Here is a 13,440-nt window from a genome sequence, read left to right as displayed (position 1 = left end):
TCGGACTGGGCAATGACGCTGATACTTTCCCCCCATGGTAGTGGCAGATTCTAAATTACAACCGGCGATCGCCAAAAATCCGGGGCCAAACCCCGCCAGTGTTGATAATCCCCGGGGATGGGTAAACCATGGCCTAGAATAATTGTCAGTAAGTGTCGCCCCCGTAATCCGTCAACAGTGACCGTCACCCCATTTTAGGATGCAGAAATTTTTCCAGCGTATTTGGCAGTGGATCCAACAACTTTTTGCCCCCCTGGTGGGCGGCCCAGGGCCGGGGACTAAATCTCTCCAGGAACTGCCCCCCCTGAGCGACACTGACTATGAGTTTTTGTTTAATCAACTGCTGGAAGGCATTGCCCACGGTTGGCACGAAGGGCGTATTCTCAAATTTTTTCAACAGTTAGACCACCGCTGTCGGCCTAAGCAATGGCTTGATTGGTTAGACCGTTTTCAAACTACGGTGCTAGCTTCCCCTTCTCCCAATTTAGTTCTAGCCGCCCGGATGATGCGTTTGGGGGAATTGGCCCAATCCTTTCCCCAGATTGCTCCCATTGGCGATAAATCCCAGCGCATTGGCAGGGAGCTGTATGCCCGGCAGTCACCGCCCCAGATGGATACGGTGTGGGAATATGATGGCCCCGATCTAGTTTCCATAGACCAGGCCCAAGGGCAAATGGAAACCTTCACCTTTGATGAATTGGTGCAACGGTTACCCCAGGATGCCGCTTTGGCAACCCATTTTGCTGGCTTTTTGGGCATTGAAAGCACCGATCCCCAGGTGATTTTGCGGGCATTGATGGAAAAATTCGCCATTCCAGAGGAAATGTTAACTGAAGCCTTGAACCATGGGGGTGAATCGAGCTCGGCTCCGGTGGATAGTTTAGTCGAAGATCAGGGGACTGCGTCCGCTCTGGCACAAGAAGAGTTGTGGCCTCTTGTTGACCCGGTTACCATCGACAACTCCCAATTTGAAAATAACCAAGAACCCCATACTGCCGAAGATTGGTTAAACCTTGGCATACAGCAGGCCCAGAGAGGAGAACTGGAAACGGCGATCGCCAGTTGGGGGGAGGCGATCAGTTTAAATCCCCAGATGACTTCCGCCTGGCAAAATCGGGGTAGTGCGTTGGGAGTTATGGGTAAGTTAGAAGAGGCCTTGGCTAATTTTGATGAAGCTTTAGCACAAAATCCCGACGATGCTGAGGTTTGGTTAAGCCGGGGTTTACTGCTCGAAGCTATGGAGCGCAAAGAAGAGGCTATTCCCAGCTATGAAAAGGCTTTAACTTTAGAACCTACCCTACCGGAAGCCCAGGAAAGATTAGAAGAGTTGCAAGGCCTACTGTCCCAGGATTAAGACCTTTCCAAGCTTTCAATCCTTTTGCTTATGTGTTTTTAACTATCGATGTCCATAGCTCTTGGAATTTGTTTGAAAAGTTTTATTTTGCCGTCTAAATCCTCCAAAACTAGAGGACTTTTACTTAACTTCCCCTCAAACTTGGGGGAGCAGGGGGGCTTTTGAAACACGTCCCCCCCACGGTTTTGGTTTGGTTTCGGAATGATCTGCGTTTGCATGACCATGAACCCCTGCATCGGGCCCTAAAATCTGGTTTAGCAATTACCGCTGTGTACTGTTACGACCCCAGACAATTTGCCCAGACTCACCAAGGATTTGCGAAAACTGGGCCATGGCGGAGTAATTTTCTCCAACAATCTGTACAAAATTTGGCTGAAAGCTTGCAGAAAGTGGGCAATAAATTGCTGGTGACAACGGGTCTACCGGAGCAAGTAATTCCCCAAATAGCCAAGCAAATCAACGCTAAGACTATTTATTACCATCGGGAAGTTACCCAGGAAGAGCTAGACGTAGAAAGAAATTTAGTTAAACAATTAACAATCTTAGGTATAGAAGCAAAAGGTTATTGGGGAAGTACCCTTTGCCATCCCGAAGATTTACCCTTTTCCATTCAAGATTTACCAGATTTATTTACTAAGTTTCGCAAAGATATTGAAAAGAAAAAAATATCGATTCGTCCGTGTTTTTTTGCCCCATCCCAACTGCTTCCTAGCCCCAATATTAAACTGGAGTTAACCGCACCACCGCCCGAATTCTTTCCTCAAATTAATTTTGATCATCGTTCTGTTTTGGCTTTTCAAGGAGGAGAAACCGCTGGTTTAGCGAGGTTACAAGACTACTTTTGGCATGGCGATCGCCTAAAAGATTATAAAGAAACCCGCAATGGTATGGTGGGAGCGGATTATTCTAGTAAGTTTTCCCCTTGGTTAGCATTGGGTTGCCTTTCCCCCCGGTTCATTTACCAAGAAGTGAAACGTTACGAACAAGAACGGGTTAGTAATGATTCTACCCATTGGTTGATTTTCGAGTTACTCTGGCGGGACTTTTTCCGTTTTGTGGCCCAAAAATATGGCAACAAGTTATTTAATCGAGGGGGATTGCTGAACAAAAATTTCCCCTGGCAAGAAGATCAAGTCCGGTTTGAACTCTGGCGATCGGGACAAACTGGTTATCCTTTGGTGGATGCTAATATGCGGGAATTAAATCTCACTGGCTTTATGTCCAATCGGGGACGGCAAAATGTTGCCAGTTTTCTTTGTAAAAATCTGGGCATTGATTGGCGTTGGGGCGCAGAATGGTTTGAATCTTGCCTAATTGATTACGATGTATGCAGTAATTGGGGCAATTGGAATTACACTGCTGGCATAGGTAATGACGCTAGGGATTTTCGTTATTTTAATATTCCTAAACAAAGCCAACAATACGATCCCCAGGGAACCTATTTACGCCATTGGTTACCAGAATTAAAAAATTTACCCGGCGACAAAATTCATCAGCCTTGGTTATTATCTGCCACGGAACAAAAACAATGGGGAGTGCAATTGGGAGTGGATTATCCCCGCCCCTGTGTTAATTTTCACCAATCAGTGGAAGCCCGCCGTAAAATTGAACAGATGGGTGTTATTGCTTAGGTTAGCGCCATGGAAGAATTATTGGAATTAAAACAATTAGTGCAATCTGGGCAAACCACGGCCGCTCTGGCTTTAATCGATGAATTAGAAACCATGAGCAAAGAGGATAAAATTAATAAAATTTACAGTTATTGCGTTGTTTTACTGATTCATTTGATTAAACAACAGGCGGAGGCAAGAAGCACTAATTCCTGGGAAGTTTCCATTCGCAATGCTATCAACGCCATAGAACGCATTAATAAACGCAGGAAAGCAGGGTGCTATTATGTCAGTCAATCGGACTTACAAGAAATTTTGGCTGAAGCCGATGATCGAGCTTTGGATAACGCTTCTCTAGAAGCCTTTGGCGGAATTTACAATGCTGCTTATTTGGCGGAAAAAGTAGACCGTAATGCTATTATCAGCCAAGCAATAAAGTTAATTAGTTTTGCCTGATTTTACTAACGGTTTTACAAACAAGTTTAAATAGAGTTGATGGATCAACCCCTACCCACCCATGAAGATTGGATGCAAATGGCGATCGCCTTAGCGGAGGAAGCGGGCAATGTGGGGGAAATTCCCGTGGGAGCAGTGGTTGTCAATGCAATGGGAGAAGTTTTAGCTACAGGCCAAAATCGTAAGCAACGGGATCAAAATCCCATCGCCCATGCGGAAATGTTAGCCATCCAAACTGCTTGCCGTCGGCTAGGCCATTGGCGATTGAATGAATGCACCCTTTACGTTACGTTGGAACCTTGTCCCATGTGTACCGGCGCCATTATCCAAGCCCGTTTAGGTTTATTAGTTTATGGCACCCCCGACCCGAAAACCGGCACCATCGACAGCGTGTTCGATTTGGCCGCCAGCGCTGCCTCTAACCATCACTTACAAAGCTTAGGAGGAGTGTGCCAAGAACAGTGCCGTGAACAGTTACAGGATTGGTTTGCCCAACATCGGGCTAGGAAAAAACAACAATCCCTTGTTTCCTGAAGGTTGGTATTACCCCGTTGGGACTTTGCAACTACAGCCTTTGATGGGTATGGGAATGTTGCTTAACGTTATCTTCAGCTTTAACCACTTTGCTGTCGTTGAGAATGCGTTTTTTCTCCAAAGAAAAGTTAAATTTGTCCCATTTTTCCCCAATGGCTAAATGTTCCTTAGCTTGAGGCCGAACTTGGTAAGTACGGGCCGCCGCTGTAAACCGTTCCGCAAAATCGTCACAGAATTGGGCACTTTGATCAAAAATAGCTGGTTTTTTAATTTCCTCCCCCTGGAAAACTTCCCCCGCCCGCACGGCGATCGCCCATTGGTAAGAAGTGGGCACCTGTTTGAGAATGGCTTCTAGGGCCGCCGAGGGAATGGGTTCAATGATGTCCACCGCATGGAAATCACCATCTTCCCGCAAAAAGCAGGTGGCTAAACCAAGGACGCAGTAATCATCGCTAGCTAGGGAGGTGGGAGAAATGGGCATAAACAAGAAGAATTTATTAATTTAAAACGGACTGAGGCTTAGTATTTCCCCAGTATATTCATTGGGTCTGACCCTGCCGGAGACTAGGCCGCCTGCAACCATACTAGTTGGGTTTATCTGGAGTAGGGCCAAAAAGTCTCATTTCTCGGCCCATGCCAGGGTAAAAATTTGGCGATCGCCTAAGAACGTGTTCGGAAAGTCTTATTTCGTCCCCTAAATCTCCTCACTCAAGCTCCGGCCATAATGGGGGACTTTCACTCAGTTTCCCCCCAAATTTGGGGGCCAGGGAGACTTTTAAAGCTGGCACCGATCGCCTGTGATTAGAATCACCATTCACCAGTGACCCATTGGCTTGTTGACCCCCAGTGAGAATCAGATAATGAGGGCAGGATTCAAAAAAGCGGGTGCACAATGTAGCACAGGGTTAGTTTCCGAACCTAATCAATGGGGACGAAACTGGCCGCTTTTTTTTGCCGTTCCACCAGTACTAATCACTTTTTTCTAATCTTTGACCAAGTTACAGGTTTTAATTTCCCTATGGAGAAGTTGGGGGAGCTCGGTAAACTGATTCCAATTCAAACCTTCAGTGGATCTCAACTCGCTTGGGCACTGGGACAAAGATGGGCCAACTGACATTCCCCACAGAGGGGCTTGCGGGCCGCACACACCGCTCGACCGTGATAAATAATATGGATAGAAAAATTTTCCCAATCCGGCTGGGGAATCAGTTTCATTAAATCCCGCTCAATACGAATGGGATCGGTCGCTTTAGTTAACCCCAACCGTTGGCTCAGGCGTTTGACGTGGGTGTCCACCGTTACCCCGGCCAGGATGCCAAAGGCATGGGCTAGCACCACATTGGCCGTTTTGCGGGCCACCCCCGGTAGGGTCAATAACTCTTCCATTCTTTGGGGCACTTCCCCGTCAAATTCCTCGACAATTTTGCGGCAAGCTCCCTGAATATTTTTAGCTTTATTGCGGAAAAAGCCGGTGGAGTGGATTAATTCTTCAATCTCTTGGCGATCGCCGTAGGCCAGGGCGTTGGCATCGGGATAACGCTGAAACAGGGCTGGAGTCACCTTGTTGACCCGTTCATCGGTGCATTGGGCCGAAAGAATAGTGGCCACCAAAAGCTGTACTGGGGTTTGATAATCCAGACTACAGGTGGCCCCTGGGTAAAGTTTTTTGAGAATGAGCAGAATTTCCGTTGCCCGTTGTTTTTTACTGGCCATTTTCCGTAACAAACTACTCATAGCCCGTAAAGGAAGGCAAAAACTCCTGCACAAAGGTCAAATTGAGGGTATCCCGCACAATTAAAAATACCCCTAAGCTCAGCAGAAGCACCAACCCCGTTTGCATTACGCCCATCTGAAATTTTTCCGGTAGGGGTTTGCCCAGGAGTCCTTCGATGAGCAGGAACACCAATTGCCCACCATCCAAAGCAGGTAGGGGCAGAATATTAATCACAGCGAGGTTAATGCTAATCAGCGCTCCAAATTGGAACAGGTTACTGGCATCGGAGCGGGCAATGTTAGCACCATACTCAACAATTTTCACTGGCCCCGCCACCTGGGAAGCATTGTCGGCAAAGTTACTGATTAATTGCCAAAAGCCCTGGGTCGTTAGTTTCACAATGCGTTCAAAAGCCTCGGCGCTGTAGGTTAAAGCTTCCAGGGGATTGCTAGCCCGTTTGGTTTCCACGTTGGGTAGCAGAGCAACGCCAATTTTTCCTTTACCTTCCGCATCTGGGGTGGGGGTAATGGTCAAGGTTTTAGTTTCTTCCCCCCGTTGCACTTCTACTGTGATAGGCACCGACGGCGATCGCCGCACAATGTCGATAAACTGGGTGGTGGCATCGGGAAAACCGGGTAGAGTGTTGCCCTGGAGGGAGAGTACAATATCCCCTGGCTCCATCCCAGCCACCTGGGCGGCGGAGGCACTGTCCACTTGGGGAATAACCAAACCAGGTTGAATATTCTGGAAACCGATGGTGCTAACTTGACCAATCAGGAGAAAGTAAGCAAAAACTAAATTGGCAATTACCCCAGCACTAATCACAATGGCCCGGTCGAGGATGGGGCGATTTTTTAGTAAGTTAGGATCGTCGGCAGGGATCTCACTGTCTGGATCATCGTCGGGGAACGCCACGTAGCCCCCCAGGGGAATAGCCCGGATGGAATATTCCGTTTCGGCACCTTGGTATTTCAACAGCGGTGGCCCAAATCCTAAGGCAAAGCGAGTGACATGGATGCCCTGTAAACGGGCGGCCGCAAAGTGGCCCAACTCATGCACAGCAATTAGTACTGCAAGTACTCCGATCGCCGCCAACGCCGCTAAAACTGACATAAATTTCTCAAATAGGAAAAAACTGGGGACGAAATCCCGCCGAACGTGTAATTCCCCCGATTTTAACCCAACGGCCGCCAGACCGTGTTCCCTGGCCCATGCAAACCCCTAAGTTTCTGTTAACCTGAAGAAGGTGAGGGTATCTGACAAAAATTCCAGATTACACAGTTATCAATATCAACTCTATCCGTTAGTCAATGGCGGCTCTCAGAATTATATGGGCGATGAGCACCAAGATATTGGCAAGGTAATAGCAAAACTGGAAACTTCAAAGGAAGTCGTTGCTAACCTAAAACTCCAGACCTTTCTTCGTTCTGCTTTTCTCTCAGAGGCATCACATATTAACAGTGGTGAGGATGTCGGCAAATTTCTAGAGGCTATCCTTCAAGAAGGGGAAGAAATGTTTAATTACCTTGCCAACCACGCCCCGGTTTTGATCTGGATTGCTGGCTTAGACAAAGGCTGTTTTTATTTTAATCAACCTTGGCTCAATTTTACTGGTCGCACTCTGGAACAAGAGCAGGGCAATGGTTGGGCTGAAGGGGTTCATCCCGACGATTTTGATCGTTGTTGGCAAACCTACGTTGAAGCTTTTGATGCCCGGCAACCGTTTACGATGGAATATCGCCTGCGGAATCGAGGGGGAGAATACCGTTGGTTATTAGACAATGGCGTACCTCGGCTTGCTCCAGACGGAGAGTTTTTGGGTTATATCGGTTCTTGTATTGACATTACTGAACGTTATGAAGCTCGCCAAGCTATTGAAGAAAGTGAAGAAAAATATCGCAGTTTAGTGGAGTCGATTAACACGATTATTGTGCGCTGGTTACCGACGGGGGAAATCACCTTCGCGAACGAATATTGCCACAACTTTTTTGGTTTTAGCAAAGAGGAAATGGTGGGCAAGTCGGTGTTCGATACCATCGTGCCTAGGACCAGCAGCTCCGGTCAAAATCTGGAGGCAATGGTGGCAGATATTTGCCGTAATCCTGAGAATTATAAATATAACGAAAATGAAAATGTCCGCAAAAACGGCGATCGGGTTTGGGTCGCTTGGACTAATGAACCTATTTTTGACAGCCAAGGCAATCTTCTAGAAATACTTGGATCGGGTATAGATATTACTTCCCGAAAATTAGCAGAGGAGCAACTACGGCAACGGGAAGCAGAACTATCGGAAGCCCAAAGCTTAGCCAAATTGGGCACCTGGAAATTTTTGTCGGGCTCCGGGGAAATTCAGTGGTCGGAAGAGATTTTACGCATGTTTGGTCTGGAACATCCCCCCAGCTATGAAGAATTAACCGCATCCATTCACCCCGGCGATCGCCAACGCCATGACGAAGTGGTGCAATCGGTTCTGGAAAGCCAAAATTCCCAGGATTTGGTTTACCGTTTTTTCCGCCAGGACGGCAGTCAGGGCTGGCTCTGGGCAAAAATTGAAGCTCTGGTCAATGGGGCGGGAGAAATGATTGGTCTCCATGGGGTGGCCATGGATGTTACTGAGCAAAAAAGTGTCGAAACCGCCCTTCAGGATAGTGAATCTCGCTTTCGTAAAGTGTTTGAGTCCGCTGTTGTCGGCATGATGTTTGCCAATATCAATGGCCAAATTACTGAAGCTAATGATTGCCTCTTGAAAATGCTCGGCTACACCAGAAAAGAACTGGAAGCCGGTTTAATGCGTTGGGATCAGATTACGCCCCCAGAATATAAAAGCCAAGACTTGGAAGCCATCGAAAATCTACGGATATATGGTTTCACAAAACCCTGGGAAAAAGAGTACTACCACAAAAATGGCCGCCGCGTTCCCATTTTGATGGGAGCATCCCCCTTTGAAGGGGAACCGGATTTAACCATCTGCGTGGTGGTGCCCATGGAGGAACAGAAAAAAGCCCTGTATCAACGGGACAGAATAGAAGCGGAGTTAGAAAAACTCAATGCCAAATTGGAACAAAGGGTTTTAGAACGCACCCAAGCTTTGGCGGAAAGTCAAGAACAGGTCAATCGGGTCAATGAACAGTTAGCGCAACGGTTGGAGGAGTTAAAACGGCGCAATCAAGAGATGGAATTGCTTTCCACCCTGAATCAATATTTGCAATCCTGTGTGGTGGTGGCCGATGCCTGTGCTAGCTTGGCGGCCTTGGCTCCCCCGTTGTTTCCCAACATTGCTGGCACGATTTCTATTTTTGACTCCACTGCCAACTATTTTGAACAGGTCAAAACTTGGGGAAATTTAGCCTGCTCCGAACCATTATTCAATGGCACAGATTGCTGGGCTCTGCGCCTGGGACAGCCCCATTTGGTCGGGGTGCAACAGCACGATTTGTTATGTAGCCACCTCAATCCGGAATGTTTGCCCCAAGAAAGTCTTTGCATTCCCCTCATCGCCCAGGGGGAAACCCTTGGTTTGCTTAATCTTTGCAGTGATCGGGCTGGGGTAATTAGTTCTGACCAACAACAGTTAGCCAAGGCGGTGGCGGAACAGGTCAGTCTGGCGATCGCCAATATTAAATTGCGGGAAAGGTTGGAAAATCAGAGTATCCGGGACCCCCTCACGGGGTTATTTAACCGTCGTTATTTAGAACAATTTTTCTTACAAGAGATTGGCCGGGCCAAGCGCTATAACCATTCCATTGGGGTAATTATGGGAGACATTGACCATTTCAAGCAATTCAATGACCAACTGGGGCACGATGCCGGCGACCACGTACTGAAAACCATTGGGCGCATTCTGCAAAGCAATATTCGCGGTTCTGACATTGCTTGTCGGTATGGTGGGGAAGAAATGACCATTGTTTTGCCCCAAACCTCCCTGGAAGATACCCTAGTCAAGGCTGAATCCCTCCGTCAGGCGATCGCCTCCATGGAAGTGGAATACAAAGGAAAGGAATTGGGCACATTGACCGTTTCCCTAGGGGTAGCCTGTTATCCCAACCATGGAGAAACCATGGTCAACATTATCCAAGCCGCAGATAGGGCTCTCTATCAAGCCAAGGCCGCCGGCCGTAATCGAGTTGTGATGGCGGATGAGGTTTTTCCAGTCAATTAGTCTGGGAAAAAAGGGTATAGGCACTGTATTGAGTCACTTGATTTAATTTTGATGCAATTTCTGGAGGAAACTCTTTAATCGCATCAGTGCGAATAACAAAATAATTGCGGTTATTATTGTTGAGAACAGCGGCTATTTCGTGCATTTCCACTTTTTTTGCTTTACCAGAAGAATAAAATTCCGCCGAGTAGGGTCGATTAAACACATAAAACAACTGACAGTTAGGTTCCTGTACCGATTCCCTACAGGATTGTTGATATTGTTCGACGACATATTTCTGCGAATTATTATTAGCTACATTTATGACTATTGGTAAAGCAAAGAGAAATACTAAAGGAATTAATAGACCAGGAGCAATGAGATATTTATTGACTGGCTGATCGTGCCAAACCATGAATAATAATTCCGTCAACAGCAAAGCAAATGCCGGTAAGCCTGGTAAAACATAAGTCCATAAAATATTGGCCGAGGGGGTAAAGAAAACCATTGGGGCCACAGTCCACAACAGCAAATAACTAAGCCATTCCGAGTCTAATGTTGGTAAAGTCAGCTTAGTTTGTTTGACTTTAATTTGCCAAAAAATCTTGCCTACTAATCCCAACGTTAGCAATGACCAGGGAAATGCCGCTAGCAACCAATACACCCAGATCATGCCGTAGGGATGGGCGTGGCCACTGCCGTATAAATCTCCCTCCCAACCCTTTTCCACAAAGCGCTTCCAATGTTCTCCGACAATGAAATAATCCAAAAAACCGGGGGTTTTAGCTTCCGCCAAAAGATACCATGGCACTGCTATTAATGCCGTCAATAAAATACCTTGAATCCAAGGTAATTGTCTCCAAACCCTGGGCAAATTTCTCTGCCAAATTATCCAAATAAATAGGGGGAGAAAAACTAATACAACTCCAATGGGCCCCTTGGCTAATAAACCGATCGCCAGCCCAACAAAAAATAGATATCCCCAGAGACGCCCTGCATTAGATTCACCCCGGTAAGCTTGCCAAAAACCGACCATAGATAGGGTAGTCCCCAACACCAAAGCTGGATCTGTCATTACTGCCCCACTGCTGACAAAGAAGCCCAGGGTAGTAATCAAGATCATGGTGCTAACTAAGGCGTAGTTAATTCCCTTATTTTTTGCCAATAAATAAACCAAGTAACTGGCTAATAAAATGGGAATAAAAGAAGATAATCTAGCCGCAAATTCGTTAACACTAAAAACCTTAAATGATGCCGCCGTCAACCAGGTAGACAGGGGGGGTTTACCCCAAAAAGGTACACCGTAGTCGATTTGGGGAGTAATCCAGTCGCCGGTTTCTGCCATTTTGCGGCCAATTTCTGCGTAGCGGGCTTCAGTTCTGTCCGCCACAGCGTAGAGGCCAAGGGTCAAAACCCGAATGAAAATGGTCAAGTAAATGATGACCGAGATCAACCGACGCGAGGAATTCAACCAAGTTAGTTTCATTAATTTCTCGAATTTTCTCGAATTTCTCTGGGTTTTTAGAGTGTGTTTGCCAAGCTCGTCGCCCCATTATTTAGTGGTCATAGGCTCAAAATTGCCCAGCCTCACTAGGGTTTTCGGGGGTTCAGTGGGGAAGAAACACCCCATTTAACAAACCGTTGTCTAGGAACCAACCAAAGTTACGGGGCTTAATTCCCTTGGGGAAAACCGACCTATTTTAGCTCGCTCCCTGCCGAGTCTTCCCATCAATGCTGGGTAAAAAAAGGTCATTTTGGTGCAAGAAAACTAAACCCGATAAAATTAGTCGGGATTAATTGACGCCCATTTTGCCCCGTGTTAGCATGCCGAAAGATTAATGAAATTTAGGACTTTGCCCCATGACCACCGCCACCACCACGGCTCCAGAATTTATTTCCGCTTGTACCAAACTGGTTTCCAAGGAAGGCAATACCGAATATCCCCTCAAAGCACTACACATCTGTGAGGAAACCTTTGCTCCTCTGGAAGTGGCCTACGACTACGATTTAATCCGCCGCCACGTTACGAGGGAAACCATTGAAGCGGGTCCTAATTCCATTTGGCGTTACCGCGCCTTTCTGCCCGTCACTGGTAAAGATGTAATTGATGTGGGCACTGGCATGACCCCCTTGGTTAAATCCCATCGTTTAGCCCGCCGCCTGGGGCTGAAAAATCTCTACATTAAAAACGATGCGGTTAATATGCCCACCTTGAGCTTCAAGGACCGGGTGGTGTCCGTTGCTCTGACCAGGGCCCGGGAATTGGGCTTCACCACCGTTTCCTGCGCCAGCACCGGTAATTTGGCCAACTCCACTGCGGCGATCGCCGCCCATGCCGGTTTGGACTGCTGTGTGTTTATCCCGGCGGATTTGGAAGCAGGCAAAGTATTGGGGACCTTGATTTACAATCCCACCCTAATGGCAGTGAAAGGCAACTATGACCAGGTCAATCGTCTCTGCTGTGAAGTGGGCAACAGCTACGGCTGGGGTTTCGTGAACATTAACCTGCGCCCCTACTACTCCGAAGGCTCCAAAACCCTGGGCTTTGAGGTGGCGGAACAATTGGGTTGGAAATTGCCCGACCACATTGTGGCTCCCCTCGCTTCCGGTTCCCTGTTCACCAAAATCCACAAGGGCTTCCAAGAATTTATCAAAGTCGGTTTGGTGGATGATAAGCCAGTGCGTTTCAGTGGTGCCCAAGCAGAGGGTTGTTCCCCCATCGCCACTGCTTTCCAAGAGGGCCGGGACTTTGTTAAGCCAGTCAAACCCAACACCATTGCTAAATCCATTGCCATCGGCAACCCCGCTGACGGAGTTTATGCCCTGGACATTGCCCGCAAAACCAATGGCAACATTGAAAGCGTCAACGATGCCGAAATTATCGAAGGGATCAAGCTGTTGGCGGAAACCGAAGGCATCTTTACCGAAACCGCTGGGGGCACCACCGTTGCAGTGCTGAAAAAACTAGTGGAAGCGGGCAAAATTGATCCCGAAGAAACTACGGTGGTCTACATCACTGGTAATGGTTTAAAAACCCAGGAAGCGGTACAAAGCCATGTGGGAGAACCCCTCACCATCGATGCCAACCTGGATAGCTTTGAGCGGGCCCTGGAGCGCTCCCGCACGTTGGAACGCTTGGAATGGCAACAGGTTTTGGTCTAGATTTCAGCAGGAAACTAGGGTTATTGACTGATTTGATTGGATTTAATTGGTTAACTGCCGTATTTTTCCCACTAATTTTCATTAATCATTCCTTTTAGGAAATTGTCCGCTGTGGTTTCACCAGGGCGGATTTTTTTGGCAATTTTAACGTTGATCGCCTTGAAATTAAGGAAAGCTGACAAAAATGGCGATCAAATCAAGTTTGTATCACGAATTACACTGCCGTGAAAATTTAACGATATTTTGGACAGATAGATATTAAAAAAAACTAAAGTTTTGCCATTTTTGGAAAATCAATGACACAATCTAGCCACGGGGACTGGTATCTGGTTCTGGAACACCACTACCGCAGTGCGCATAGCTGAAAGTGGAGAGCCTTAACCGTTGGGGTGGTCTATCTGGATGATGCTCTGGCCGATTGGATAATTTCTGGTTGTTTTCTGTTTCCTTGGGTGGCCTTGTTGTTGCCACA

Annotated in this window: 10 protein-coding genes; 6 read left to right on the top strand and 4 right to left on the bottom strand. The window is 47.2% G+C overall.

The features are described 5' to 3' along the window. Positions 1 to 199 precede the first annotated feature (199 nt). The 4 genes from C7I86_RS06185 to C7I86_RS06170 all read left to right on the top strand — a co-directional run bounded on the left by C7I86_RS06185 (position 200) and on the right by C7I86_RS06170 (position 3,954). A complete protein-coding gene (locus C7I86_RS06185; RefSeq protein WP_010872397.1) occupies positions 200 to 1,354 on the top strand; it encodes a tetratricopeptide repeat protein in 1,155 nt (384 codons plus the stop codon). 161 nt (positions 1,355 to 1,515) lie between these two features. Then, positions 1,516 to 2,985, top strand: coding sequence for a DASH family cryptochrome (locus tag C7I86_RS06180; protein ID WP_014407097.1), 1,470 nt, complete (start codon positions 1,516 to 1,518; stop codon positions 2,983 to 2,985). A gap of 9 nt (positions 2,986 to 2,994) precedes the next feature. Further along, positions 2,995 to 3,420, top strand: a complete 426-nt coding sequence (locus tag C7I86_RS06175; RefSeq protein WP_010872395.1) for a DUF29 family protein — start codon at positions 2,995 to 2,997, stop codon at positions 3,418 to 3,420. Between the two features lie 39 nt (positions 3,421 to 3,459). After that, the gene (locus tag C7I86_RS06170) at positions 3,460 to 3,954 is read left to right on the top strand and encodes a nucleoside deaminase (RefSeq protein ID WP_010872394.1); all 495 of its coding nucleotides are present in this window, start codon (positions 3,460 to 3,462) and stop codon (positions 3,952 to 3,954) included. Positions 3,955 to 3,985: 31 nt separating this feature from the next. On the opposite strand, the gene C7I86_RS06165 is transcribed toward C7I86_RS06170, so the two are convergent. From C7I86_RS06165 to rseP, 3 genes are all read right to left on the bottom strand, one after another. Beyond that, complete coding sequence (locus C7I86_RS06165) at positions 3,986 to 4,435, bottom strand: hypothetical protein (protein ID WP_010872393.1); 450 nt, start codon at positions 4,433 to 4,435, stop codon at positions 3,986 to 3,988. A gap of 593 nt (positions 4,436 to 5,028) precedes the next feature. Next, on the bottom strand, positions 5,029 to 5,688 hold the full coding sequence (nth, locus tag C7I86_RS06160; protein ID WP_010872392.1) for an endonuclease III: 660 nt from the start codon (positions 5,686 to 5,688) through the stop codon (positions 5,029 to 5,031). Then, a complete protein-coding gene (gene rseP / locus C7I86_RS06155) occupies positions 5,681 to 6,781 on the bottom strand; it encodes an RIP metalloprotease RseP (protein ID WP_010872391.1) in 1,101 nt (366 codons plus the stop codon). The genes nth and rseP overlap by 8 nt, the downstream gene beginning before the upstream one ends. Before the next feature lie 217 nt (positions 6,782 to 6,998). On the opposite strand from rseP, the gene C7I86_RS06150 reads away from it, so the two are divergent. Next, on the top strand, positions 6,999 to 9,827 hold the full coding sequence (locus C7I86_RS06150; protein WP_020861678.1) for a diguanylate cyclase: 2,829 nt from the start codon (positions 6,999 to 7,001) through the stop codon (positions 9,825 to 9,827). Here C7I86_RS06150 and C7I86_RS06145 read toward each other — a convergent pair. Beyond that, positions 9,820 to 11,238 carry a glycosyltransferase family 39 protein gene (locus C7I86_RS06145; RefSeq protein ID WP_230401104.1) on the bottom strand — a complete coding sequence of 473 codons (1,419 nt, stop codon included), beginning with the start codon at positions 11,236 to 11,238 and terminating at the stop codon, positions 9,820 to 9,822. The two genes, C7I86_RS06150 and C7I86_RS06145, sit on opposite strands and share 8 nt — an antisense overlap. A 428-nt stretch (positions 11,239 to 11,666) precedes the next feature. Between C7I86_RS06145 and thrC the strand changes: the two genes are divergently transcribed. Next, positions 11,667 to 12,968: a threonine synthase gene (gene thrC / locus C7I86_RS06140; protein WP_010872388.1), complete on the top strand. Its 1,302-nt coding sequence runs from the start codon at positions 11,667 to 11,669 to the stop codon at positions 12,966 to 12,968. Positions 12,969 to 13,440: the final 472 nt, after the last annotated feature.

This window comes from Synechocystis sp. IPPAS B-1465 (genome assembly GCF_003015225.1).
GTDB lineage: Bacteria > Cyanobacteriota > Cyanobacteriia > Cyanobacteriales > Microcystaceae > Synechocystis.
Note: the sequence above shows the minus strand (reverse complement) of the source record. Positions and strands in the feature narration are given on the sequence as shown.

Excerpts from the sequence above, each read along its gene's own strand:
- C7I86_RS06175 (WP_010872395.1), top strand. The coding sequence starts at position 2,995 with ATGGAAGAATTATTGGAATTAAAACAATTAGTGCAATCTGGGCAAACC.
- thrC (WP_010872388.1), top strand. The coding sequence starts at position 11,667 with ATGACCACCGCCACCACCACGGCTCCAGAATTTATTTCCGCTTGTACC.
- rseP (WP_010872391.1), bottom strand. The coding sequence starts at position 6,781 with ATGTCAGTTTTAGCGGCGTTGGCGGCGATCGGAGTACTTGCAGTACTA.
- C7I86_RS06165 (WP_010872393.1), bottom strand. The coding sequence starts at position 4,435 with ATGCCCATTTCTCCCACCTCCCTAGCTAGCGATGATTACTGCGTCCTT.
- C7I86_RS06170 (WP_010872394.1), top strand. The coding sequence starts at position 3,460 with ATGGATCAACCCCTACCCACCCATGAAGATTGGATGCAAATGGCGATC.
- C7I86_RS06150 (WP_020861678.1), top strand. The coding sequence starts at position 6,999 with ATGGGCGATGAGCACCAAGATATTGGCAAGGTAATAGCAAAACTGGAA.
- nth (WP_010872392.1), bottom strand. The coding sequence starts at position 5,688 with ATGAGTAGTTTGTTACGGAAAATGGCCAGTAAAAAACAACGGGCAACG.
- C7I86_RS06185 (WP_010872397.1), top strand. The coding sequence starts at position 200 with ATGCAGAAATTTTTCCAGCGTATTTGGCAGTGGATCCAACAACTTTTT.